A 23336-nucleotide genomic window follows, 5' to 3' on the forward strand; every position below is an offset into this window, starting at 1 on the left:
GCCCGGAAGCCCGGGGAAGCATCGGGAAGCATCCGGAAGCGTTCGGAACAATCCGGAAGCATCGGGAAGCGTCCGCAGTCATCTGGAACCCGAACGAACCTGGCCGGAGCCGCCTTGCCGCATTGCCATCACTGATGACAATGCAATCGCTTTGTCTCGAATAAGACGGAATAAGACTCCAATAAGCGCGGATAAGAGTCGAATAAGGACGGATAAGCACCGATAGCGCTCCGCTCAGCCAGAATAACCGAGCCAGCCCCATCCTTACCCGTCATGCCCGCGAAGGCGGGCATCCAGACTCTGGGTCCCCGCCCGTCGCGCCTTGCGCGACAACTTAATATGGCGGCTACGCCGCCGGGCGGGGGCGACGATGGCATTCAGGCCAACAAAAAAAGCCCGGCATTGCTGCCGGGCCTTTCCGTAACCGCCTGAAGCGGAAAGTCTTACGCGGTGATTTCGATGCCGGCGAAGAAATAGGCGATCTCGACAGCGGCGGTCTCGGCGGCGTCCGAGCCGTGCACCGAGTTGGCTTCGATGCTCTCGGCGAATTCCTTGCGGATGGTGCCAGCCGCGGCATTGGCCGGGTTGGTGGCGCCCATCACGTCGCGGTACTTGGCAATGGCGCCTTCACCTTCCAGCACCTGCACAACGACGGGGCCGGAGATCATGAAGTCGACCAGGTCCTTGAAGAACGGACGGGCCTTGTGCACGCCGTAGAAGCTCTCGGCCTGGGCCTGGCTCATCTGCATGCGCTTCTGGGCCACGATGCGCAGGCCAGCGGCCTCGATCTTGGCATTGATCGCGCCGGTCAGGTTGCGGCGGGTCGCGTCCGGCTTGATGATCGAGAAAGTGCGTTCAATCGCCATGATCGGTGGTCCTTTGGGTCTTGGCTAAAAATCGGTGGCGGGTATATAGAGGCTCCGCTCGAGGGCCGCAACCATCCCGGCCCCGCGCCCCTGACACCGGCCCTCCCCGGCCCCGACCTTAAGTTGTTATAAATGCTGTCTTTTCGCGACCTGACCTACCGGATTGCCGGCCGTGTGCTGCTGGACCATGTCTCGGCCACGATCCCGGCCGGCCACAAGGTCGGCCTGGTCGGGCGCAACGGCACCGGAAAATCGACGCTGTTCAAGATCGTCACCGGCGACCTGCAGACCGAAACCGGCGGCGTCGAGCTGCCCAACGACTGCAAGATCGCCAAGCTGCCGCAGGAGCCGCCGGGCGGCGAGCAGAGTCCGATCGCCTATGTGCTGGCCGCCGATACCGAGCGCGAGGCCCTGCTGATCGAGGCCGACGAGTTGGAGCATTCCACCAGCATGGAGGATGCCGAGCGCATCGCCGCCGTGCATATGCGGCTGGCCGAGATCGATGCCCATGCGGCGCCGGCGCGCGCCGCGGTCATCCTGGCCGGCCTGGGCTTCGATGAAGCGGCGCAGAACCGCCCGCTGGAAAGTTTCTCCGGCGGCTGGCGCATGCGCGTGGCGCTGGCCGGCTGTTTATTTGCAGAGCCTGATCTCTTGCTGCTGGACGAGCCGACCAACCATCTCGACCTCGAAGCCTCCTTGTGGCTTGAAGGCTATCTGAAGACCTATCCGCGCACCTTCATGCTGATCAGCCATGATCGCCATTTCCTGAATTCGGCCATCGAGCACATCCTGCATATCGATAACGGCAAGCTGGTGCTCTATCGCGGCAACTACGACACGTTCGAGACCGAGCGCCGCCTGCGCATGGAGCAGCAGACCGCCTTCGCCACGCGCCAGGCCGAACAGCGCAAGCATATGGAAGAGTTTGTCGCCCGCTTCCGCGCCTCGGCCTCGAAAGCGCGCCAGGCGCAGAGCCGCCTGAAGATGCTGGCCAAGATGCAGCCGATCGCCGCCGCCGTCGAAGACCCGTCCGTGATCTTCCGCCTGCCCGATCCGGAAGAGCTGCCGCCGCCGCTCATCATGCTGGAGCATCTGACCGCCGGCTACACGACGGACAAGCCGATCCTGCGCCATCTCGATCTGCGCATCGACATGGAAGACCGCATCGCCATGCTCGGCGCCAACGGCAACGGCAAGAGCACGCTGGCCAAGATCCTCGCCGGCACGCTCAAGCCCCAGGCCGGCAAGATTCAGCGCTCGGGCAAGCTGCGCATCGGCTATTTCGCCCAGGACCAGGATGAAGTGCTGGATGAAAACCGCACGCCGGTCGAGCATCTGGCCGACCTGATGCCGAAATGGACCATCGAGCAGCTGCGCACGCGTCTGGGCAGCTTCGGCCTGACGCGCGAAAAGGCGCAGACGGCGGCCGGCAAGCTCTCGGGCGGCGAACGCGCGCGGCTGCTGTTTGCCATGGTGACCTACCATGCGCCGCATCTGCTGATCCTCGACGAACCGACCAACCATCTCGACATGGATACGCGCGATGCCCTCGTGCAGGCGGTGAACGAGTTCAAGGGCGCCGTGATTCTCGTCAGCCATGATCGCCATATGGCCGAAGCCTGCGCGGACCGCTTCTGGCTGGTCGGCGATGGCACCGTGCAGGATTTCGACGGCGATCTCGACGATTACGCCAAACTGCTGGCCGATCGCCGCCGTGCGCAGGCGACCGTGAAGCTGAAGGGCGGCGGCAACAGCACCGACGTCTCGTCCTCCGACCGCAAGGCCGACCGCAAGGCCGCCGCTGCCGCGCGTCAGGCGCTGGCGCCGTTGCGCATCGCCGTCACCAATGCGGAAAAGGCGATGGCCAAGCTGAATGCCGAGAAGATGCGGCTGGATGCGACGCTCGCCGATCCCGACACCTATACGAAAATGGCGCCGGCCAAGCAGACCGAGCTGCAGAAGCAGCATGGCGAGATCGTGAAGAAGCTGGAAGCGGCGGAAGAAACCTGGCTCGACGCCCAGGCCAAACTGGAAGAGGCGCAGGCCGAGGCGGCCTAGCCTTCCGCCTTTTTGACCCAGCCGCCGGTGTCCGACTGCTGCCAGTAGGTCAGCGTGTGGCCGGCCTCCTTGGCTTTTTTCCAGCGCGCCCGCGCGGCACCGACCGCCGCGTCGTCGTTGCCGTCGAACAGGTCGCAGACGCGGGTGTAGGCGGCGACATCATCGGCATCGGCGCCATCGACCAGGAACAGCACCTGCGCATCGTTGGGCCGCTCGTCCTCGATGGTCAGGTAGATCGGCTGTTGATCCGGGAAGCCGTCGGCCTTGATGCCATGCGGCAGGAAGCTGTTGCGTCCATAGGTCCACAGGTCGCTGTTGATCTGCTGGATGCGCTCGTCCGAACCGCCCTTCACCACGGCCCGCCAGCCCTTCTGCAGGGTCTTTTCCAGCAGCTCCGGCAGCACCTGGTCGAGGCGCCGCCGGGTCAGATGGTAGAACAGCAGTTCGGCCACTCAGCGATCTTCGTAGTTATCGGCGATCAGGCGGTTGAGCAGGCGGACGCCGAAACCGGTGGCGCCCTTCGGCACCGTGGCCTTGTCCTTCTTGCTCCAGGCCGTGCCGGCGATATCCAGATGCGCCCAGGGGGTCTTGTCGACCACAAAGCGCTGCAGGAACTGCGCCGCCGTGATCGAGCCGGCGCCAAAGCCGGGCCCCGCAATATTCTGCATATCGGCGATCGGCGAATTCAGGCCGGCATCGTAGGCTTCGCCCAGCGGCAGGCGCCACAGCGGCTCGTCCTCGGTCTTGCCGGCAGCGGTGAGCTGTTCCGACAGCCGGTCGTTGTTCGAGAACAGGCCGGCATGTTCATGGCCGAGCGCGATGATGATGGCGCCGGTCAGCGTGGCCAGATCCACCATGGCCTGCGGCTTGAAGCGCTGCTGCGCATACCACATGGCATCGCACAGGATCAGGCGGCCTTCGGCATCGGTGTTCAGCACCTCGATGGTCTGGCCAGACATCGACGTGACCACGTCGCCCGGCCGCTGCGCGGTGCCCGACGGCATGTTCTCCACCAGCGCCACCACGCCGACGACATTGGCTTTCGCCTTGCGGCCGGCCAGCGCCGCCATGGCGCCGATTACCGCGCCAGCGCCGCCCATGTCCCATTTCATCTCTTCCATGCCGGCGGCCGGCTTGATCGAAATGCCGCCGGTGTCGAAGCAGACGCCCTTGCCGATCAGCGAAACCGGCTTGACGCCCTTCTTGCCGCCATTCCACTGCATGACCACGAGCTGCGATTCGCGCGCCGAGCCCTGCCCGACGCCGAGCAGCGCGCCCATGCCGAGCCGCTTCATTTCACGCTCGCCCAGCACCTCGACCTTGACACCCAGCTTGGTCAGCTTGCGGCATTCGGCGGCCAGGCTGGCCGGGAAGATCACATTGGCGGGCTCGGTCACCAGGTTGCGGGTGATCTCGACGCCGGCGGCCAGCTTGTCGAGCGGCGCATGCAGCTTTTTCGCCGCCGCCGCGGTCTCGCTCAGCACGCTGACGGCCTTCAGACTGGGCTTGTCCTTGTCTTTCAATTTGGTGCGGTATTTGTCGAACCGGTAGCTACCCAGACGGGCGCCCAGAGCGGCGCGGGCCGCGGCCTCGGCAGCCGGCAGCACGGTGCCCTTCAGGACTTCGGCGGCCACGGCCAGATCGACCTCGCCCGAGGTGGCGAGCCGGCGCACGGCATCGCCGGCCAGCGCCTCATAGGTCGCGGCCTTGGTCTCGGCGGGCTTGCCCAGGCCGGCCAGCAGGATGCGGCTGAGGCCGGCGCCGGGCGCCAGAAGCTCAAGCCACTGGCCGCGAGCGCCGGTAAACCGCGGCGCTGCCGCCATCGCCTTGCCCAGGGCCCCGCCCAGGGCCTTGTCGGTCCGCTGGCCGAAGGCCCCCAGCTGCCGGCCTTCGCCGACGACCAGGACCAGGCTGCCGCGTTTGGGGGATTTGGCGTCGACGATTTCGATTTTCATGATGCTCCAACCGGATCAAAAAGGCTGTCGGGGACCGGTCGAGGACTATAGCGGCCCGGGGCTTGCCCGATCAATCGGCGCGCATGCCCGAATCGCCGATTCTGCGTTGTGGACCAAGTTCTTCTTTTCACTGCGAGGCGGTGGCGGCAAAGGGCGGATTGGCTATACTGCGCGCCATGCGCGGGGTCTCCGTTTACATCATGCGCCAGATCGCCTGGCCGCTCGGTTTTGCCACCCTCACCCTGACCGGGGTGATCTGGCTGACCCAGTCGTTGCGGTTCATCGACCGCATCGTGAACAACAACCTCGCGTTCGGTGATTTCCTCTATCTGACCATGCTGGTGCTGCCCAACATCATGGCCATCATCCTGCCGGTCGCCGCCTTCTGCGCCACACTCTATGCCTTCCACCGCCTGTCCAGCGACTCCGAGGTGATCGTGCTGTCGGCCGCCGGCTTCAGCCGCCTGGCGCTGGCCCGGCCCGCCCTCTACATCGCGATGGTCGTGATGGCGGTGATGTATGTGATCCTGCTGTTCCTGATGCCGCTGGGCTCCAGCACGCTGAAGGCGAGCCAGTACGAGTTCCGCAACGACCTCGCCGGCATGGCCATCCTGGAGGGCGTGTTCAACACGCCGACGCCGAACCTGACCGTCTATGTGCGCGAGCGCGACAGCAACGGCGACATGCTGGGCGTTCTGGTGCATGACAACCGCAACGCCACGCTGCCGATCACCATGATGGCCGAGAAGGCCACGCTGATCCGCACCCCGCAGGGTCCGCGTCTTTACATGGTGAAGGGCAACCGCCAGCAGATCGACGCCGAGCGCCGGTCGCTGTCGCTGCTGTATTTCGACAATTACAGCCTGGATCTCGAGACTTACGCGCAAAAGGAAGGCCAGGCCTGGCGCGAACCGTCAGAGCGGTTCCTGGGGGACCTGTTCTGGCCCGATATGAGCAACGCCGACGACCGTCAGCATTACGGCAAGCTGGTGGCCGAGGGACATCGCCGCCTGATCACCCCGATCTATGCACCGGCCCTGATCCTGATCGCCATCGCCAGCGTGATCGGCGGCGAATACAACCGGCGCGGCCATGGCCAGCGCCTGGCGATCGGCGCCACCGCAGCCATTGCATTGCAGGTGCTGAGCCTTGGCGTCACCCAGTTGGCCGCCAAGAGCATCGCCCTGGTGCCGCTGATGTATATTCTGCCGGCCCTGTTCATTGCCGCCACCGTGCTGCTGCTGCGCGAACCGATCACACGCGCCAAACTGCAGGCGGCTGGCTGATGCGGCAATCCACCACGCTCTCGATCTACTTCGGCCGCCAGTTCTTCGCCGGCATCCTAACCGTTCTGGTGGTGCTGGCCGTTCTGGCCTTCAGTTTCGACACCGTGGAAATGCTGCGCCGGGCCAGTGGCCGCACCGAGGCCGGTCTCGACCTGGTATTCGAGATGTCGCTGCTCAAGCTGCCCAGCCTGATGACCAAGCTGTTCCCGTTTGCCGTGCTGTTCGGCAGCATGCTGGCGCTGAGCCGCCTGACGCGCTCGCAGGAGCTGACGGTCAGCCGTGCCGCTGGCGTCTCCGTCTGGCAGTTCCTGTTCCCCGGCATTGCGATTGCCGCGATGCTCGGCGTGTTCCTGGTCACCGTCTACAACCCGCTCAGTGCCGCCATGCTGGGGCGTTACGAGAATATCGACGCCAAGGTGATGCGCGGCCGCACCAGCATGCTGGCGGTCTCTTCCAGCGGTCTGTGGATGCGCGAGGCCGATGCTTCCGGCCAGGTGGTGGTGCACGCCCTGCGCGTGGCCCAGCAGGGCGTGGAGCTGCGCGACGCGATCCTGTTCTATTACGATGGCCGCGACCAGTTCGTGAAGCGCATCGATGCGGCTGTTGCCCTGCTGGAGGATCGCCAGTGGCAGCTGGAGAATGCGATCGTCAGCTATCCGGACCGGCCGGCCGAACGCTTTGAAAAGCTGAGCGTGGCCACGACGCTCACCTTCGACCGCATCCAGGAAAGCTTTGCCTCACCCAGCACGATCTCGTTCTGGGAACTGCCCTCCTTCATCGCCACGCTGGAAACGGCGGGTTTCTCGGCCGTGCGTCATCGCCTGCATTTTTACAGCCTGCTCGCCTCGCCGGTGCTGCTCTGCGCCATGCTGCTGATTGCCGCCAGCTTCAGCCTGCGGCTGACCCGGCGCGGCGGCATCGGCTTGATGCTGGCGGGCGGCGTTGCCGCCGGCTTCCTGTTGTATTTCAGCGTCGAAGTGATCCAGCCCTTCGGCCTCAACGGCACCCTGCCCGTGCAAATGGCGGCCTGGGCACCCACGGCCATCTTCGCCATGCTCGGCATCTCGCTGCTCTTTCACCTGGAGGACGGATGACGGTCCGGCGCAGCGGCTTGCTATCGTCAGCAGCGCTCGGCCTGCTGCTGGCCATTGCCGCATCCACCACCATACAGATCGCCGCCAGCAGTCCGGCCTCGGCCCAGGCGCAGAACCAGCAGTCCCAGACTCAGTCGCAGGGCGGCCGGAACGAACCTGTGCTGGTGACCGCCAACAGCCTAAAATACGACCAGTCGCTCGGCCTCATCAGTGCCGAGGGCAAGGTGGAGCTCGCCCAGGGCGGCCGCACCCTGATGGCCGACCTGGTGAGCTACAGCGAGAAGGACGACAGGGCGATCGCCAGCGGCAATGTCACCCTGCTGGAAGAAAACGGCACGGTGCTGTTCGCGGATTACATGGAACTGACGTCGGGCATGCGGAACGGCTTCATCCGGGACGCCTCCTTCCTGCTGGCGGACAAGTCGCGCGGTGCCGCCGTGTCGGCCGAACGACGCGATGGCAACCGCACTGTGATGCGCAAGGCCGTCTACACCACCTGCTCGCTCTGCGAGGATGATCCCACCCGCGCGCCGCTATGGCAGCTGAAGGGCGAACGCGTCGAGCATAACGAGACCGAGCAGGAGATCACCTACCGCAACGCCGTCTTTGAAATGTTCGGCATCCCGGTGCTCTATACGCCGTATTTCAGTCATCCCGACCCGACGGTGAACCGGCGCAGCGGCATCCTGCCGCCCCGGTATGTCAACACATCGTATTTCGGGCAGATGCTCCAGCTCCCTTATTATCAGGTGATCGACGACAGCACCGATGTGACGATCTCGCCGCAGTATTCGAGCCGTCAGGGCGCGCATTTGACCGCCGAATACCGCCAACGCATGGCGCGCGGCGTAATCGAAACCGACGGCAGCATCACCGAAGAAGATGTCAGCGGCGACGTGCGCGGACATTTCCGCACCAACATGGCCTTCCGTGCCACGGACGACGTCACCATGGGCGCTAATATCCTGCGCGCGTCCGACGACACCTATCTGAGCCGCTATCGCATCAACGACCGGCCGAGCAGCAACACGCTGACCAGCCGCATCTATGCCGAAGCGATCAATAACCGGCATTTCGCGTCGGTGAATGCCTTCTCGTTCCAGAATCTGCGCACCAATGTGAGAAACGGCAACGTGCCGGTTGCCGTGCCGGTGATGGATTACTCGGCCGTCATGGAGCCGGGCGATTACGGCGGGCGCTGGGCGCTCGATGCCAACATGGTGTCGCTCATGCGCACCGAAGGCACCGACACGCGCCGCCTGAGCAGCACGGTGTCCTGGGCACAGCCCTATTATGCGCCCAGCGGCGAAGTCTTCACGGCCACCGCCATGGTGCGCGCCGACGGCTACTGGACCAACAACCTCAACCAGTCGGCACTCGCGACACCCGGCAGCACCAGTGAATCCGACATGGTCGGCCGCGTCCTGCCGCTGGTGGCGCTCGACTGGCGCTATCCCTTCGTGCGCGACGAAGGCAGCATGCGCCAGTTGATCGAACCCATCGCGATGGCTGTCGTCACGCCCTATGGCGGCAATAAGAAGGGCATCCCGAACGAGGATTCGCTCAGCTTCGAATTCGACGAAACCAATCTCTTCTCGCTCAGCCGGTTCAGCGGCTATGACCGCTGGGATGGTGGCCCCAAACTGAATTACGGGTTGCGCACGGCGGCTTACAGCGACCGCGGCGGCTATGTCGAATTCCTCGCCGGACAGTCGCTGCGCGCCAAGGCCGACGACACTTTCACGGAAACCTCCGGCCTGCGCGACGAGTTCTCCGATTATGTCGGCCGGCTGACGGTTTCGCCCGGCCGCTATATCACCCTGGTGGATCGCGTCCGCCTGGCCCAGAACAGCGAACTTTCGGTGCGCCGGCATGAACTCGGCACCACCATCGGCACCAGCACCAACTACGTCTCGCTCTCCTACGCCGACGTCACCAATACCGATTATCTGCAGAATACCGGCAACCAGGAGGCCGTCAGCGCCGCCGTCCGCATGCAGCTGACGAAATACTGGTCGACCGAATTCCGGCATACCCGCGACCTTAAGACCGAAGGCTCTTTGCTGAATTTCGGCGGTTTGCGCTATACTGACGAGTGCTTCGACATCATCCTGTTCGCCGAGCGGACATTCACGGTCAATCGCGATATCCAGCCGGCAACCACCATCGGCCTGCGTTTCAGGATTGCGACTTTCAGCTGAGCCAACCATGCATCGCATCTTCGCACTCATTCTGCTCCTGAGCGCCGCCTTTGCGGCTCCCCTGCATGCGCAGGACCAGCAACGCATCGTTGCCCTGGTGAACGACGAAGTCGTTTCCCTGCGCGACGTGAACGAACGCGCGCGCATCATCATGGCCACCACGCGCCTGCCGGATAACCCGGAAATCCGCCGGGCCGTGCGCGACCAGGCCCTGCGGTCCCTGATCGACGAGCGGCTGCAGCTGCAGGAAGCCAAGAAACGCGGCATCAGCCCGGTGCAGCAGGAGATCGACAACGCCATTGCCGCCATCGAGCGGCAGATGAATATTCCGGCGGGCCGCTTCGAGGAATTCGCCGAACGCGCCGGCGTCGATCCGGCGGCGGCGATCAGCCAGATCCGCAACGAACTGACCTGGAGCCGCATGGTGCGCGCCCGCGTCGGCGCCCAAGTCACCATCACCGAACAGGAAATCGACGAAGCGGTCGCCAAGCTGCGCGCCAATGTCGGCCAGACCGAAGACCTGATTTCGGAAATTCTCGTGCCGGTCGACAGCCCGGACCAAGAAGAGCCCCAGCGCCAACTTGCACTGCGCATCATCGAGCAGATCAAGGGCGGCAGCAGCTTCCCTGCCCTGGCCCGCCAGTTCAGCCGCGGCACGACAGCCGCCAGCGGCGGCGATGTGGGCTGGGTCCAGCGCGGCACCCTCGCCGAGGAGGTGGAAGCCGCCATCGCCAAACTGAACAAGGGCGATCTCTCCGAGCCGGTCCGCACCATCGGCGGCTGGGAAATCATCGCCCTGCGCGACCGCCGCCGCATCGCTATGCCCGGCGTGGAAGACACCCGGGTGACGCTGAAACAGCTCCTGCTACCCCTTGTACAGAATGCTCCGGCTGCCGATGTCCAGGCGGCCGTCGCCAAGGCCGGCGCCGCCCGCGGCAATATCCGCAGCTGCGACGATGTCGAGAAGGTGGCCGCCGACCTGCAGGCGACCGGCTCGGGCAGCCTGGGCACCCTGCGACTGGGCGATCTGCCCGAGAATTTCCGCCAGGCTGTCACGCCGCTGAAGGTGAACGAAACCTCCGAGCCGGTGCGGGCTTCGCGCGCCGTGCATCTGTTCACGCTCTGCGCCCGTGAAGAGGCCAGCGGTATCAATCGCCTCGATGTGCGTCAGAGCCTGCTGGTGCGGCGCGCCGAGCTGATGGCCCAGCGCTACATCCGCGAACTGCGCCGCGATGCCACCATCGAATTCAGATAACGGCGGCACCGCCGCCGGGCCGGCCCTGCCGCTTGTCGTGACGATGGGCGAACCGGCCGGTATCGGCGGCGAGATCGCCCTGCAGGCCTGGCTGCGGCGCGATACCGATCACCTGCCACCCTTCTTCCTGCTCGACGATCCTGCCCGCCTGCAGGCCATTGTCGCGCAGCAGGGCTGGCACGTGCCGGTCCGGGCGATCGAGGACGTCGCGGAAGCCGCCGATGTTTTCCGCCATGCCCTGCCGGTGCTGCCCGCGCCCTTGCCGGCCCTGCCGCAACCCGGAATCCCGGATCGCCGCAATGCGCCTGCCGTGCTGCATGCCATCGAACTGGCAACCACGCTGTGCCGCAACGGTACGGTCGCCGCCATGATCACCAACCCGATCCACAAGGCGGCGCTTTACGATGCCGGCTTCAGCCATCCGGGTCATACCGAATTCCTCGCCGCGCTCTGCGATGCACCCAAGCCGGTGATGATGCTGGCCTCGGAACGGCTGCGTGTCGTGCCGGTCAGCATCCATGTGGCCCTGCGCGAGGCCATTGCCATGCTGACGCCCGCGCTGATCGTCGAGACCGGGCGTATCGTGGCGCAGGACCTGCAGACGAAATTCGGCATTGCCCGGCCGCGACTGGCCGTTGCCGGCCTCAATCCCCATGCCGGCGAAAGCGGCAGCATGGGCAGCGAAGACGCCGCCATCGTCGCACCGGCCGTGGCGCAACTGCGCGCCGAAGGCATCGATGCGCGCGGCCCCCTGCCGCCCGACACCATGTTCCATGCGGCGGCGCGTGCGACCTATGACGTGGCGTTGTGCATGTATCACGATCAGGCTCTGATCCCGATCAAGACCCTGGATTTCGACCAGGGCGTCAATGTCACGCTCGGCCTGCCGGTGATCCGCACCTCGCCCGACCATGGCACGGCGTTCGACATCGCCGGCAAAGGTATCGCCCGGCCCGACAGCCTGATCGCCGCCATCCGCATGGCCGCGGCCATGGCCCGCCACAGGACGCATCCGGGGCGCAATGTCAGCAGCCATTGAGGCCCTGCCGCCACTGCGCGAGGTGATCGCGCAGCATGAGCTGGCCGCACGCAAATCGCTTGGGCAGAATTTTCTGCTCGACCTCAATCTCACCCGCAAGATCGCCCGCGCCGCCATGCCCTGGGCGGCCGGCGCAACAGTGATCGAGATCGGTCCCGGCCCCGGCGGCCTGACGCGCGCGTTGCTGCTGGAAGGCGCGCCGAACCTGGTCGCCATCGAGCGCGACGAGCGTTGCCTCGCCGCACTGGCCGATCTGGCGCAGGCTGCGGGCAGCCGCCTGCAGCTGCATCCGGGTGACGCGCTGGAGACCGCCTTTGCCGACCTGGCGCCGCCGCCCTGGCAGGTTGTCGCCAACCTGCCTTACAACATCGCCACGCCGCTGATCTTGAGCTGGGTGGCGCAGGCGCAGAATTTTTCCCGCATCACCGTGCTGGTGCAGAAGGAAGTGGCCGAACGGATGGCGGCCAGGCCCGGTGGCAAAACCTATGGCCGACTCAGTGTGGCCGCGCAATGGCGCTGCGAGGTCCGCATGCTGTTCGATATCGGGCCGAAAGCCTTCGTGCCCGCACCCAAGGTGACCTCGACGCTGGTGGAGTTGCAGCCGCGCAAACAGCCGCTGGCCGAGGCCGAACCGGCCAAGCTGGAGCGCGTGACCGCCGTCGCGTTCAACCAGCGTCGCAAGATGTTGCGCGCGGCGCTGAAACCGCTCTGGCCGGATGCCGATGCCAAGCTGAACGCCGCCGGCATCGATCCGACGCGGCGCGCCGAAACGCTGTCGGTCGAAGAATTCTGCGCGCTGGCTAGGCTGCTGTAAATCAGCGGCCTTCGCGCAGCTGCTTGACGAAATCGACCAGGCCGACGCCGCGATGGCGTTTCAGCCGTTCGGCCCGCAGGATCGCATGCACCTCGGCCAGGCAGCGCTCCACATCGTCATTGATCACGATGTAGTCGTATTCGGCCCAGTGGCTGATCTCATCCGCGGCCTTGGACATGCGCTTGGCCACCACCTCGGCGGAATCCTGCGCCCGGGTGTGCAGGCGCTTTTCCAGATCGCGGGTCGAAGGCGGCAGGATGAAGACGCTGACCAGGTCGTCGCGCGCCCGCTGGCGTAGCTGCTGCGTGCCCTGCCAGTCGATATCGAACAGGATATCCTGTCCGGCGGAGAGGCGCTTTTCCACCTGCTCCTTCGGCGTGCCGTAGTAGTAATCGAACACCTTGGCATGCTCGAGCAGTTCCTGGCGGTTCACCATCAGGCCGAAATCTTCCGAACTGATGAAGTGGTAATGCGTACCGTCCACTTCACCCGGCCGGCGTGCGCGCGTGGTGACCGAGATCGAGAGATGCAGGTCGTCGTCGGTTTCCAGCAGGCGACGCGAGATCGTGGTCTTGCCGGCGCCCGACGGCGAGGACAGCACCAGCATCAGGCCGCGGCGCGCCACCGAGATCGCCGGGGCTTTGGAGGACTTACTCGACATTCTGGGCCTGCTCGCGAAGACGGTCGATCACCAGTTTGAGTTCGAGGCCAACCGCGGTCAGCCCGGCATCGAAGGCTTTCGAACACAGGGTATTGGCTTCGCGGTTGAACTCCTGCGCCAGAAAATCCAGCTTGCGGCCAACGCCGCGGTCGGCGCCGCCGAGCAGGCTGCGCGTGGTCTCCACATGCGCCTTCAGGCGATCGAGCTCCTCGCGCACATCGAGCCGCGTGATCTGCATCGCCAGTTCCTGGGCCAGACGCTCTTCCGACACCGGCGGCTTCTGGGCCAGAATATCGTCCAGCTGTTGGCGCAGGCGGCGGCGCAGGGCATCGGGACGCACCGCCTCGATGCCGGCCGCCTGCCCGACCAGAGCCGTGATCTCGTCCAGCATGCTGCCCAGGATGCCGCCAAGCTTGGCGCCTTCGGCAGCCCGGCTGCTCACCAGCTGATCAAGGGCGGCCGCAAAGGTCTTTTTCATCGCGGCTTCGGTGGCCGCGCGTGCCGCTTCGTCTTCAACGGCACCAGCGACCGGTTCGACCACACCGCGCACCGCCAGCAGACCATCCAGCCGCGGCGCACCGATCCCGCGCGCCTCCAGCTTGCTGCCGACGGCCAGCAGCTGTTCCAGCAACGCCTCGTTCAGGCGATAGGCCGGCGGGGCCGCATCGGCGTTTTCCGCGAGCTGCAGATTGAGCGTGACATTGCCGCGGACCAGCCTGGTCTGCGCGAGGGTGCGAATCTCCGGTTCAATGGAATCGAAGCCCGGCGGCAGGCGGAAGCGTAGCTCCAACCCGCGGCCGTTGACCGATTTGAGTTCCCAGATCCAGGCCTTGCTGCCGGCGCGTCCATCGACGCGGGCAAAGCCGGTCATACTGACAAGCGACACGATTCCCCCGAAAATGCTACGGTGCGCGCACTATAGGGGGAATCAGCCGGAGGGTCGAGGCTAAGCCATGGCAGAACAACCGCTTTCCGGCATTGTCATTACCGGTGGATCGAGTGGAATCGGCCAGGCGCTGGCCGAACATTACGCCCGCCCCGGCGTGCTGCTGGCGCTGACCGGCCGCGACGAAGCGCGGTTGCAGGCCGTGGCCGAGGCCTGCCGCGCCAAGGGCGCCATGGTCGAGGCCCGCGCCGTGGCCGTCACTGATCGCGCGGCCATGCAGGATTTCATTGCCGGGATCGCAGCCCGGGCGCGACTGGACCTCGTGATCGCCAACGCCGGTGTCGGCGGCAGCTTCAAATCCTGGGACCAGTTCGATGGCCATGTCCGCGCGCTCACCGCGGTGAATATCGACGGCGTACTGAATACGGTGAATCCCGCCGTGCCGATCATGGTGCAGCAGCGCCAGGGACAGATCGCCATCGTGTCCTCGATTGCCGGCTTCGTCAGCATGCCGGGTGCCGCGCCCTATTCCGCCACCAAGCATTTCGCGCGCGCCTATGCCGAAGAACTGCGTGGCATGCTGGCGCCGCGCGGGGTGAAAGTCTCGGCCATCTGCCCGGGCTTCGTGGTCAGCCGCATGACCGCCCGCAACAAATTCCCGATGCCCTTCCTGATGGATACCGATAAGGCGGCGAAAATCATTATCCGCGGCCTGGCCGCCAATCAGGGCCGCATCGCCTTCCCCTGGCCGATGGTCGCCTTCGTGCGGTTGCTCGGCCTGCTGCCCTATGCGCTGGTCGACCGCATGATGCGGGCGGCGCCGGCCAAGGAATAATCAACGCCGCTGCGTCGCGCGATAGGCCGCCACATTGCGCAGATGCTGCTCATAGGTGGCGGCAAAGACATGGCCGCCTTTGCCATCGGCCACGAAATACAGGAAACCGTGGTTTTCCGGCTGCAGGGTTGCCGCCAGGCTGGCGCGGCCAGGATGATTGATCGGGGTCGGCGGCAGGCCGTCGATGGTATAGGTGTTCCACGGCGTGGCTTGCGCCAGATCGTTCAGCGTCAGCGGGCGTTCCAGCTCGCGCTCGCCCTTCGTGATCCCGTAGGCCACCGTCGGATCCGCCTGCAGCTTCATGCCGCGCTTCAGGCGGTTCAGGTACACGCCGGCCACCCGCGGCCGTTCAGCCGGCACCGGCGTCTCGGCTTCGACGATAGACGCCAGGATCACGGCCTGCTCCGGTGTGGCCAACGGCAGGCCGGCTGCGCGTTTGGGCCATAGTTCGGCCATCAGTTCCTCACGCGCCTTGCGCATGCGCGCCACCAGATCGTTGCGGCTGTCACCGTAAATATACTGGTAGGTCTCGGGCAGCAGGCTGCCTTCGGGCACCGGATCGGCAGGCCAGGTGCCGGCCAGCGCCTCGCCCGCTTCGATGATGCGGCGAATCTCCACCGTCATCTGCCCTTCGGGAATGGTCAGCCGGCGGGCGAGCACCTTGCCGGCCGCAATCCGCTCCAGCACGCTGCGCGGGCTGTCGCCGGCGGCGAACTGATACTCGCCAGCCTTCAGGCTCGCTGCTAGGCCGGTGTGCCAGGCCGCCACTTCAAGCAGACGCGCCTGACTGACCACGCCGGCTTCGGCCAGACGTTCGGCAATGCCGGAGACGCGGGTGCCGCGCGGAATCAGGACGATGGTCTCGCGCGCCAGCGGTCCGGCCCTGTCGAGCCAAGCGGCATACCACAGCCAGGCGGCGGACAGGCCGATGGCGACCGCCAGCAGGGTTGCCAGCAGCGCGCGCAGCATCCGCTTCATCGGAAGGCTTTAGGCGTCGTACTTCTTGAGGATCAGCGACGCGTTGGTGCCGCCGAAGCCGAAGGAATTCGACAGGGCCGCACGCACCTCGCGCTTTTTCGCCTTGTGCGGCACCAGATCCATGCCGACGGCGACGTCGCTGGGATTATCCAGGTTGAGCGTCGGCGGCACGATTCCGGTCTTGATCGCCAGCGTCGAGAAGATCGCCTCCACGGCACCGGCGGCGCCGAGCAGGTGACCAATCGACGACTTGGTCGACGACATCGACAGGTTGGCAACCGCATCGCCGAACAGGCGCTTGATCGCGCCCAGTTCGATCTCGTCGCCCAGCGGCGTGGACGTGCCATGAGCGTTGACGTAGTCGATATCGGAAGGCTGCATCCCGGCGCGCTTCAGCGCCATCTGCATGCAGCGGAACGCGCCATCGCCGCTTTCATGCGGTGCGGTGATGTGATGCGCGTCGCCCGAGAGGCCGTAACCGACCACTTCGGCGTAAATCTTGGCACCGCGACGCTTGGCATGCTCGAGTTCCTCGAGCACCACCACGCCGGCGCCTTCGCCCATGACGAAACCGTCACGACCCTTGTCCCAGGGACGCGAAGCCGCTTTCGGATTGTCATTGAAATCGGTCGAGAGCGCACGGGCGGCCGCAAAGCCGGCCACGCCGAGCGGGCCGATAGTGGCTTCGGCACCGCCGGCCACCATCACATCGGCATCGTCCCACATGATGAGACGGGCCGCATCGCCGATCGCATGCGCACCCGTCGAACAGGCCGTCACCACCGCGTGGTTCGGACCCTTGAAGCCGTATTCGATCGAAACATGGCCGGAGACCAGATTGATCAGACGGCCGGGCACGAAGAACGGGCTGATGCGGCGATGACCCTTGTCACGCAGGGTGATCGCCGCCTCTTCGATGCCGTTGAGGCCGCCGATGCCGGAGCCGATCAGCACGCCGGTGCGGCAGCGCTGCTCCTCATCGGCGGGGACCCAACCGGAATCCTTCACCGCCTGCTTTGCCGCACCCATGCCGTAGACGATGAAATCGTCGACGCGCTTGCGTTCCTTGGCTTCCATCCATTCGTCAGGATCGAAGGCGTCTGCCCTGTCCGGGAAGTCGGCCTTCAGCGGTACCTGAGCGGCGACACGCGCCGGCATCTCGGATGCATCGAAACGGGTGATCGGGCCGAGGCCGGATTCACCGTTGATCAACCGAGTCCAGGTCGCCTCGACGCCGCAGGCGAGCGGCGTGACCAGGCCGAGGCCGGTGACGACGACACGACGCATGGCGGAACCTTTCTGACGAAAACGGAAGCGAAAACGCTAGGGCAGCAGCGCTGGCGGATTACGACGCCGAACGCTCCTTGATGAAGTCGATGGCGTCCTTGACGGAGAGAATCTTCTCGGCCGCATCGTCCGGAATCTCGACGCCGAATTCTTCTTCGAACGCCATCACCAGCTCGACCGTGTCCAGGCTGTCGGCGCCCAGGTCGTCGATGAAGCTCGCACCCTCGACCACCTTCTCTTCTTCGACGCCCAGATGTTCGACGACGATCTTCTTCACGCGCTCAGCAATGTCGCTCATTTCTTAAATCCCTGTGGTTGTGACTGCCGGCGTCGGCCGTTTGCACGGCGACGGGCAGATGGGGGCCTCCCTTAGCATAGAAACCCCACGCTTCCAAGCCGTTCCAGACCATCCAAAACGGCTGATTCGACGCCAGATTTCCTTAGGAAATCATGGCCATACCGCCGTTCACATGCAAGGTCTGACCGGTGACATAAGCGGCTTCGTCCGAGGCCAGATAAACCACCGCAGCAGCGATTTCCGGGCCCTGGCCGAGTCGGCCGGCCGGAATCTTCTGGGAAATCATTTCCTTCTGCTGATCGGTCAGCACATCGGTCATCGCGGTCTGGATAAAACCGGGTGCGACGCAGTTCACGGTGATATTGCGCGAGGCCACTTCCTGGGCCAGCGCCTTGCTCATACCGGTCAGGCCGGCCTTCGCAGCTGCGTAATTGGCCTGGCCCGGATTGCCGGTGGCGCCCACAATAGAGGTGATGCTGACAATGCGGCCCCAGCGGCGCTTCATCATGCCCTTGAACGAGGCGCGCGCCAGCCGGAAGGCGGCGCTCAGATTGACGTCGAGAACGGTCTGCCAGTCCTCGTCCTTCATACGCATGGCCAGCGTATCACGGGTAATGCCGGCATTGTTGACCAGGATATCCACCTGGCCCATCGCGGCCTCAGTCTTGGCGATCAGGCCGTTCACGGCCTCCGCATCGGCCAGGTTGCAGGGCACGACATGCACACGGCTGCCCAGCTTGGCGGCAAGCTCCTGCAGCACGGCTTCGCGCGTGCCCGACAGGGCCACCGTGGCGCCTTGCGCATGCAGGGCCGTGGCGACCGCACTGCCGATGCCGCCGGTGGCGCCGGTGACCAGAGCGAATTTGCCGGTCAGATCGAACATCACGCTTTCTCCTTGATAATGATCACAGGCCCAGTATCAGAGACTCTTGGCCCAGGCTTCCAGCTCAGCCGGCAGGCCGACACTGACCGTCTCGATGTCCTTGTCGATCCGCTTCATCAGGCCAGCCAGAACCTTACCCGAGCCCAGTTCGAAGGCCTGCGCCACGCCCTGGGCCTTCAGCCACTGCATGCTTTCACGCCAGCGCACCAGCCCGGTCACCTGCTGCACCAGCAGCTTTTTGATGTCGTCGGGATTGGACACGCCCTTGGCCGTAACGTTCGAAACGACCGGCAGTTTCGGTGCATTGACTGTCGCACCGGCCAGCGCCTCGGCCATCGCATCGGCAGCCGGCTGCATCATCGCGCAATGGAACGGCGCGCTGACCGGCAGCAGCATGGCGCGCTTGATACCCTTGGTCTTCGAGATTTCGATGGCACGTTCGACAGCACTCTTCTGCCCCGAGATCACCACCTGGCCGCCGCCATTGTCATTGGCGCAGCCGACGATCTCGCCCTGGGCGGCCTCGGTCACCACCTCTTGGGCCTGCTCCAGTTCGGCACCCAGCAGCGCCGCCATGGCGCCCGTGCCGACCGGCACCGCCTTCTGCATCGACTGGCCACGCAGCTTGAGCAGGCGGGCCGTGTCGGCAACGCTGAGCGCACCCATGGCGCAGAGCGCGGAATATTCGCCCAGCGAATGGCCGGCAGCGAAAGCGCCCTTGGCCGCCAGGTCGATACCGAAATCCTTCTCGGCCACGCGCACCACCGCCAGGCTGACCGCCATCAGCGCCGGCTGCGCATTCTCGGTCAGGGTCAGGTCCGCTTCCGGGCCGGCGAACATCAGGCTGGACAGCTTCTGCGACAGGGCGTCGTCGACCTCCTGGAACAGCTCCCGCGCCGTGGCGAATGCATCGTTCAGATCCTTGCCCATGCCGACGGCCTGGCTGCCCTGGCCCGGGAACAAGAAAGCGCGGCTCATGATCGGAAGCTCCTGAAAGATGGTAAACGCCGGTCAGCGCTGAAAAATGTTGCGCCAGTCATAAGCCCCGGCCCCGCCCTGTCAAGCGTCCAGCGAACCGGCCGGCCCAAGAAAATCGACCCAACATATTGAAAATAAACAGCATTACAGGCTGAACAGTTCTCCCGCTTCGCCAGGTTTGTCCACAGCGCGGCCCAGCTACAGCCTGCGGAAATGCTTGGCGGCCCACTGAAGACAGGGTAAACTTCGCCTTAACGAATTTTGGAGGTTTCCAGAATGGAAATCAGCGGTGTTAAAGGAGAGCTGTACATGGTTGGCCTGAAGGCCGCCCGTGACAGTCAGCTTGCCGTCTTGAGCGCTGTCAGCGCCGGACTGGAAAACGTCAAGGCGATCACGGCTGCTTCGGCGGCTGGCGCACGCCCCAAGGCGCCTACTGCATCCGGCGTCGGCGCTCAGGTCGACATCTCGGTTTAAACTCACTGCCCAGCAGACATGAAAAAACCGGCCATTGGCCGGTTTTTTTGTTTCTCCGCGAGGTCTGCGGCTTATTTGCTGTCAAAGGCACCGGCACGGATCGTATCGGGCAGCTTCTCCAGACCATGCGCCGTTACGGCCTTGCCGAACAGCGAGGTGAGTTCTGCCAGCGCCATGCTCATGGCAATGGCCGCCACGACTTCGCGGCTGATACCGCCATTCACCAGGGCTTCCCAGGTTGCGACGAAGGACTCGCGCGTCACCTTGCTCTGCTCTTCTTCGTTCATCGCCATGGGTATTCCCCTCTGTTTTGCGAATCGGCGTTGTTCTTAGCCAACGCCTTCCTCGCATATTTTGGTTTATCGAACGTAAATGCGGCGTCCAGTGGCAAGCAGCTGGGGGCAATTCTAGCAGACAAGCCCCTTTCCGACCTATGGCATTCCGCGGCTGCGAAACGGGGCCAGCATGCCCTGCATCATCACCCGGCCCCGGGCCACCAGATCGGCAGCGGTGGCACCGCGCGGTACGCGGCAGAGCTGGACGGCGGGATACCACGGCGTCCGGACCCCGGCCTCGCCCCAGTACCAGAGCTGGCCCCAGTCCTGCCGCAGCAGGATCAGGGTCGGAACCCCCAGCGCCGCCGCCAGATGGGCGGTGGCCGTGCTGACCGTGACCACGAGGTCGAGGGCAGCAATCTGCGCGGCCTGGGCATCGATATCGGCCAGCGGATCGATTTCAGCATCCTGCAGCACCTGCAGACCCGCCTGCGCCTGCAACTCGGCGATGTCGCCGGCCGCCGCGCCATACTGTAGCGACACATAGGTTGCATCGGGCTCCTGGAGCAGCGGCTGCATGTCGAGCAGCGACAGCGACTTGTTGCGACCGGTGCGCGGATTGCGGCTGCTCCACGCCACACCGATCAGCAGCTTTTTCCCGGTCGCCTGATACCGGTCGCGCAGCAGCGTGCGCCGTTCGGGAGCCGCTTTCAGATAGGCGTTCGGATGCGCTGCGAAACTGGCCATGTCCGGCCGGCACAGGGCGGCCAGATCCGCCAGTGGCCGCTGGCAGGCGAGACCAAGGGCGGCGACATCCAGTCTGCCGTCATCCGCCACGACGCGAATATCGGGAAATGAACGGGCGAACAGCGGCACCAGACGCGGATCGGTGGCCTGCACGATCGGCACTCCACGCGCGGCCAGTTCTGGCAGCACGGAGGCATAGAGAATTTCGTCGCCGATGCCCTGCTCGCGCCAGGTCAGCAACGGACCGGGCGGCGGCATATGACCATCCCAGCGCGGCAGGCCCCGGCTGCCATCGGCGCTGCTCCAGTCGCGCGCTTTCGAACGCCAGGCATAATGCGCCCAGCCCTCGGCATAGCGGCCCTGCCGCAGCAGCAGCAGCGCCAGGTTGGTCTGCGTGACGGCATCCGCCGGATCGCGCGCGATCAGACGGCGATAGATCGCTTCGGCTTCTGCCGCATCGCCGCGCAGGTCGCGGATATTGGCCAGCGTGCCCAGCGTGGCAGCGGCATCGGGATCATGAGACAGCGCGATGGCCAGGGCATCCTCGGCCTGCTGCATGTTGCCGATATGCGCCTCGTAGCTGGCGAGATTTGCATAATTGGCTGCGTTGCCGGGATCGAGCGCAATCAGCTGGCGCAGGGCTGCAATCGCCTCCGGATACCGGGACAATTTCACGCAGGCGATCACAAGGTCGCTCCATGCACCGGTCAGTGCGGGATCATGCGCGACCACCTGCTGCAACACGGCAATGGCGCGCTCGTAAGCGCCGGTACGCATCAGCGCCGCGCCCAGCCCGGAGAAAACAGCAAAGTCGCCCGGCTGCAGCGCATGGGCGCGCTCAAGCAGCGGCAAGGCCGCAGCATAATCCTGACGCTCCAGCAGCAGATGGCTGAGCAGCCGCAGCGCATCGCGGTTGTCGGGCATCGCATCGAGGGCAGCGCGGTAGTGTTGCTCCGCCTGCGTCACATCGCCGGTTCCCGCCGCCAGATTGCCGCGCAGCACATGCAGTTCAGCCGCCGGCAGGCCGGAGGCCGCCAGCAGATCGATCAGGCGCGTGGCGGATGCGGCAGATCGCCCGGTCAGCGCCTTGCGCGCCAGCTGCACCACATGGGGCATGTAGGCGGGATGTGCCGCCAGCAGGGCCGAGAGCGCCGTCAGCGCGGCCTCGGTCTCGCCCGCAGACCATGCCGTCACAGCCAGATTGAGCTGTGCATCGGTATCGCCGGGGGCAACGGTCAGCGCGGCCTGGAAATGCTGGCGCGCCGCCGGCCAGTCCTGTCGCTGCTGGGCCAGCAGGCCGAGCCCGTTATGGGCATCGGCCATGGCCGGCATCAGCCGCAGCGCCTGCGCATAAGCCGCGGCGGCGCCATCGCCATCGCCCAGAGCCCGACAGGCATTGCCAAGCGAGACATGATAGGCGGGCGTGTCGGGCGACAGCCGGATTGCCAGCTCGATCGCAGGCCTGCCCTGCGCCGGAAGGCCCGCCTGATCGAGCGCCATGCCCAGCAGATGCAGGGCATCGGCATGGTCGGGCTGCTCGGTCGCAAGTTGCTGGTAAAGCGCGATGGCCTGGGCAAGCTGCCCGGACTGATGGTGCTGCATCGCAGCGGCAAGACGCTGCCGCCAGTCGGGGGAGAGACCGCCCATCTGCAGCCGGATATCAGCCTACTTGAGGCCGTCCATAATATTGCGGTTGATCTGGATCAACGCATCGACATCCTTGGAGATTCCCTGGGTGATCTTGTCGGTATGCTTGTTGACGAAGATGCAGATGTTGATCAGCGAGACCTTGAGGTCCTTGCTCATCCGGTTGGCTTCGTCCAGCACTTCCGGCATCAGATGATTCCAGACATCGCGGTTCCAGCCGATGGCATAGGCAATCTTGGCGACTTCGGCGGGGCTGCCGGTGCCCATCAGCGGGCGGACGTCCATCAGCGCTCGCGTCACCGCCGAAAACAGGCGGTACTCGAGCTGCCGCGGCGTCTCAAGGGTGTTTTGCGCTGTCTGGTAGGGGTTTGGTCCCGGCATCAAGCAATCTCCTCTCCACCTCGATCAGGCGGCGGGCCAGCTTCAGAAGATTGAAGTAATCCTTCTGGACCAGGGCCGCTCCGAGGGAGGCGATCACCGCATGAGTACTCGGCGCCGCCTTAACAAACTCCAAACTGGCCTCTTTAATCTGGGGGTAATACTCGTCGAACTTCTCTTCCCACAGATAAGCCAGCTGGCAGAGATAATAGATTTTCTTGGCCAGTGAATCGACATCCTCCAGCCGCATAATGTGCTTTTCGCGGAGGAAGGATGCTTTATTTTCGATAATGATGCTGGCTGATTTCGACAGGCTCAGCACCGCCCTGTTCAAAATGAACTTCTCACCGGCCTTGAGCGTGATGATAAGCGGCACGAGATCCGGAGGGGTCTGCGTCCCCTCCCTCCACTGTTGATGGGCCCTGAGAGAGGGCTATCCCG

General features: G+C 64.9%; 23 protein-coding genes. 9 read left to right on the plus strand and 14 right to left on the minus strand.

Annotation, left to right across the window (positions count from 1 at the left end; genetic code table 11):
• Positions 1-443: 443 nt before the first annotated feature.
• Complete coding sequence (ndk, locus tag AC1ROT_RS01930; RefSeq protein WP_492997043.1) at positions 444-866, minus strand: nucleoside-diphosphate kinase; 423 nt, start codon at positions 864-866, stop codon at positions 444-446.
• Positions 867-998: 132 nt separating this feature from the next.
• Here ndk and AC1ROT_RS01935 point away from each other — a divergent pair, with 132 nt between their 5' ends.
• Positions 999-2924 (plus strand): ABC-F family ATP-binding cassette domain-containing protein, encoded by a 1926-nt coding sequence (locus AC1ROT_RS01935; protein ID WP_492997044.1) that lies wholly within the window; start codon positions 999-1001, stop codon positions 2922-2924.
• On the opposite strand, the gene AC1ROT_RS01940 is transcribed toward AC1ROT_RS01935, so the two are convergent.
• Complete coding sequence (locus tag AC1ROT_RS01940; RefSeq protein ID WP_492970417.1) at positions 2921-3376, minus strand: DNA polymerase III subunit chi; 456 nt, start codon at positions 3374-3376, stop codon at positions 2921-2923. The genes AC1ROT_RS01935 and AC1ROT_RS01940 overlap by 4 nt on opposite strands.
• Positions 3377-4879: a leucyl aminopeptidase gene (locus AC1ROT_RS01945; RefSeq protein ID WP_492970416.1), complete on the minus strand. Its 1503-nt coding sequence runs from the start codon at positions 4877-4879 to the stop codon at positions 3377-3379. It abuts the gene before it with no gap.
• Positions 4880-5055: 176 nt separating this feature from the next.
• Here AC1ROT_RS01945 and lptF point away from each other — a divergent pair, with 176 nt between their 5' ends.
• Genes lptF through rsmA form a run of 6 tightly spaced genes read left to right on the plus strand, consistent with a single transcriptional unit; the run spans position 5056 to position 12568 of the window.
• Entirely contained in the window at positions 5056-6165 is a 1110-nt protein-coding gene (lptF, locus tag AC1ROT_RS01950; RefSeq protein WP_492997045.1) for an LPS export ABC transporter permease LptF, read from the plus strand.
• Positions 6165-7259, plus strand: a complete 1095-nt coding sequence (lptG, locus tag AC1ROT_RS01955) for an LPS export ABC transporter permease LptG (RefSeq protein WP_492970414.1) — start codon at positions 6165-6167, stop codon at positions 7257-7259. The genes lptF and lptG overlap by 1 nt, the downstream gene beginning before the upstream one ends.
• Positions 7256-9460 (plus strand): LPS-assembly protein LptD, encoded by a 2205-nt coding sequence (locus AC1ROT_RS01960; protein WP_492970413.1) that lies wholly within the window; start codon positions 7256-7258, stop codon positions 9458-9460. Before lptG ends, AC1ROT_RS01960 begins: the two co-directional genes overlap by 4 nt.
• Before the next feature lie 7 nt (positions 9461-9467).
• Positions 9468-10715 (plus strand): peptidylprolyl isomerase, encoded by a 1248-nt coding sequence (locus tag AC1ROT_RS01965; protein ID WP_492997046.1) that lies wholly within the window; start codon positions 9468-9470, stop codon positions 10713-10715.
• Positions 10693-11754: a 4-hydroxythreonine-4-phosphate dehydrogenase PdxA gene (gene pdxA, locus AC1ROT_RS01970; protein WP_492997047.1), complete on the plus strand. Its 1062-nt coding sequence runs from the start codon at positions 10693-10695 to the stop codon at positions 11752-11754. The genes AC1ROT_RS01965 and pdxA overlap by 23 nt, the downstream gene beginning before the upstream one ends.
• Complete coding sequence (rsmA, locus tag AC1ROT_RS01975) at positions 11738-12568, plus strand: 16S rRNA (adenine(1518)-N(6)/adenine(1519)-N(6))-dimethyltransferase RsmA (RefSeq protein ID WP_492997048.1); 831 nt, start codon at positions 11738-11740, stop codon at positions 12566-12568. Before pdxA ends, rsmA begins: the two co-directional genes overlap by 17 nt.
• A 1-nt stretch (position 12569) precedes the next feature.
• Here rsmA and gmk read toward each other — a convergent pair whose 3' ends face one another.
• Both gmk and AC1ROT_RS01985 read right to left on the minus strand, forming a co-directional pair.
• Positions 12570-13229 carry a guanylate kinase gene (gmk, locus tag AC1ROT_RS01980; protein WP_492970409.1) on the minus strand — a complete coding sequence of 220 codons (660 nt, stop codon included), beginning with the start codon at positions 13227-13229 and terminating at the stop codon, positions 12570-12572.
• Positions 13219-14115, minus strand: coding sequence for a YicC/YloC family endoribonuclease (locus AC1ROT_RS01985; RefSeq protein WP_492970408.1), 897 nt, complete (start codon positions 14113-14115; stop codon positions 13219-13221). Before AC1ROT_RS01985 ends, gmk begins: the two co-directional genes overlap by 11 nt.
• 67 nt (positions 14116-14182) lie before the next feature.
• On the opposite strand from AC1ROT_RS01985, the gene AC1ROT_RS01990 reads away from it, so the two are divergent.
• Entirely contained in the window at positions 14183-14950 is a 768-nt protein-coding gene (locus AC1ROT_RS01990; protein WP_492970407.1) for an SDR family NAD(P)-dependent oxidoreductase, read from the plus strand.
• Here the strand turns inward: AC1ROT_RS01990 and mltG are convergent, their stop codons facing one another.
• From mltG to fabD, 5 genes are all read right to left on the minus strand, one after another.
• Positions 14951-15928 carry an endolytic transglycosylase MltG gene (gene mltG, locus AC1ROT_RS01995; protein WP_492997049.1) on the minus strand — a complete coding sequence of 326 codons (978 nt, stop codon included), beginning with the start codon at positions 15926-15928 and terminating at the stop codon, positions 14951-14953.
• Between the two features lie 9 nt (positions 15929-15937).
• Positions 15938-17215, minus strand: a complete 1278-nt coding sequence (gene fabF / locus AC1ROT_RS02000; protein WP_492997050.1) for a beta-ketoacyl-ACP synthase II — start codon at positions 17213-17215, stop codon at positions 15938-15940.
• A 58-nt stretch (positions 17216-17273) separates the two neighbouring features.
• Positions 17274-17513, minus strand: coding sequence for an acyl carrier protein (locus AC1ROT_RS02005; protein ID WP_492970404.1), 240 nt, complete (start codon positions 17511-17513; stop codon positions 17274-17276).
• A 142-nt stretch (positions 17514-17655) separates the two neighbouring features.
• Entirely contained in the window at positions 17656-18396 is a 741-nt protein-coding gene (fabG, locus tag AC1ROT_RS02010; RefSeq protein ID WP_492970403.1) for a 3-oxoacyl-[acyl-carrier-protein] reductase, read from the minus strand.
• 36 nt (positions 18397-18432) lie between these two features.
• Complete coding sequence (gene fabD / locus AC1ROT_RS02015) at positions 18433-19374, minus strand: ACP S-malonyltransferase (protein WP_492997051.1); 942 nt, start codon at positions 19372-19374, stop codon at positions 18433-18435.
• Positions 19375-19683: 309 nt separating this feature from the next.
• Here fabD and AC1ROT_RS02020 point away from each other — a divergent pair, with 309 nt between their 5' ends.
• Entirely contained in the window at positions 19684-19848 is a 165-nt protein-coding gene (locus tag AC1ROT_RS02020) for a hypothetical protein (protein WP_492970401.1), read from the plus strand.
• Positions 19849-19919: 71 nt separating this feature from the next.
• Here AC1ROT_RS02020 and AC1ROT_RS02025 read toward each other — a convergent pair whose 3' ends face one another.
• The 4 genes from AC1ROT_RS02025 to AC1ROT_RS02040 all read right to left on the minus strand — a co-directional run bounded on the left by AC1ROT_RS02025 (position 19920) and on the right by AC1ROT_RS02040 (position 23271).
• On the minus strand, positions 19920-20141 hold the full coding sequence (locus AC1ROT_RS02025; protein ID WP_492970400.1) for a hypothetical protein: 222 nt from the start codon (positions 20139-20141) through the stop codon (positions 19920-19922).
• A 138-nt stretch (positions 20142-20279) separates the two neighbouring features.
• The gene (locus AC1ROT_RS02030) at positions 20280-22517 is read right to left on the minus strand and encodes a tetratricopeptide repeat protein (protein WP_492997052.1); all 2238 of its coding nucleotides are present in this window, start codon (positions 22515-22517) and stop codon (positions 20280-20282) included.
• Positions 22518-22535: 18 nt separating this feature from the next.
• Positions 22536-22898: a flagellar biosynthesis regulator FlaF gene (gene flaF / locus AC1ROT_RS02035; RefSeq protein ID WP_492970398.1), complete on the minus strand. Its 363-nt coding sequence runs from the start codon at positions 22896-22898 to the stop codon at positions 22536-22538.
• Positions 22855-23271: a flagellar biosynthesis repressor FlbT gene (locus AC1ROT_RS02040; protein WP_492970397.1), complete on the minus strand. Its 417-nt coding sequence runs from the start codon at positions 23269-23271 to the stop codon at positions 22855-22857. Before AC1ROT_RS02040 ends, flaF begins: the two co-directional genes overlap by 44 nt.
• Positions 23272-23336 lie beyond the last annotated feature (65 nt).

It is taken from the genome of Ferrovibrio sp. GW821-FHT12E11, assembly GCF_058806975.1.

Coding starts and splice junctions, on each gene's coding strand:
- AC1ROT_RS01965 (WP_492997046.1), top strand. CDS start 9,468: ATGCATCGCATCTTCGCACTCATTCTGCTCCTGAGCGCCGCCTTTGCG.
- lptF (WP_492997045.1), top strand. CDS start 5,056: ATGCGCGGGGTCTCCGTTTACATCATGCGCCAGATCGCCTGGCCGCTC.
- AC1ROT_RS02030 (WP_492997052.1), bottom strand. CDS start 22,517: ATGGGCGGTCTCTCCCCCGACTGGCGGCAGCGTCTTGCCGCTGCGATG.
- fabF (WP_492997050.1), bottom strand. CDS start 17,215: ATGCGTCGTGTCGTCGTCACCGGCCTCGGCCTGGTCACGCCGCTCGCC.
- rsmA (WP_492997048.1), top strand. CDS start 11,738: ATGTCAGCAGCCATTGAGGCCCTGCCGCCACTGCGCGAGGTGATCGCG.
- AC1ROT_RS01945 (WP_492970416.1), bottom strand. CDS start 4,879: ATGAAAATCGAAATCGTCGACGCCAAATCCCCCAAACGCGGCAGCCTG.
- flaF (WP_492970398.1), bottom strand. CDS start 22,898: ATGCCGGGACCAAACCCCTACCAGACAGCGCAAAACACCCTTGAGACG.
- lptG (WP_492970414.1), top strand. CDS start 6,165: ATGCGGCAATCCACCACGCTCTCGATCTACTTCGGCCGCCAGTTCTTC.
- AC1ROT_RS01990 (WP_492970407.1), top strand. CDS start 14,183: ATGGCAGAACAACCGCTTTCCGGCATTGTCATTACCGGTGGATCGAGT.
- AC1ROT_RS02025 (WP_492970400.1), bottom strand. CDS start 20,141: ATGGCGATGAACGAAGAAGAGCAGAGCAAGGTGACGCGCGAGTCCTTC.
- mltG (WP_492997049.1), bottom strand. CDS start 15,928: ATGAAGCGGATGCTGCGCGCGCTGCTGGCAACCCTGCTGGCGGTCGCC.
- fabD (WP_492997051.1), bottom strand. CDS start 19,374: ATGAGCCGCGCTTTCTTGTTCCCGGGCCAGGGCAGCCAGGCCGTCGGC.
- ndk (WP_492997043.1), bottom strand. CDS start 866: ATGGCGATTGAACGCACTTTCTCGATCATCAAGCCGGACGCGACCCGC.
- AC1ROT_RS02020 (WP_492970401.1), top strand. CDS start 19,684: ATGGTTGGCCTGAAGGCCGCCCGTGACAGTCAGCTTGCCGTCTTGAGC.
- AC1ROT_RS01960 (WP_492970413.1), top strand. CDS start 7,256: ATGACGGTCCGGCGCAGCGGCTTGCTATCGTCAGCAGCGCTCGGCCTG.
- fabG (WP_492970403.1), bottom strand. CDS start 18,396: ATGTTCGATCTGACCGGCAAATTCGCTCTGGTCACCGGCGCCACCGGC.
- AC1ROT_RS02005 (WP_492970404.1), bottom strand. CDS start 17,513: ATGAGCGACATTGCTGAGCGCGTGAAGAAGATCGTCGTCGAACATCTG.
- AC1ROT_RS01935 (WP_492997044.1), top strand. CDS start 999: ATGCTGTCTTTTCGCGACCTGACCTACCGGATTGCCGGCCGTGTGCTG.
- pdxA (WP_492997047.1), top strand. CDS start 10,693: ATGCCACCATCGAATTCAGATAACGGCGGCACCGCCGCCGGGCCGGCC.
- gmk (WP_492970409.1), bottom strand. CDS start 13,229: ATGTCGAGTAAGTCCTCCAAAGCCCCGGCGATCTCGGTGGCGCGCCGC.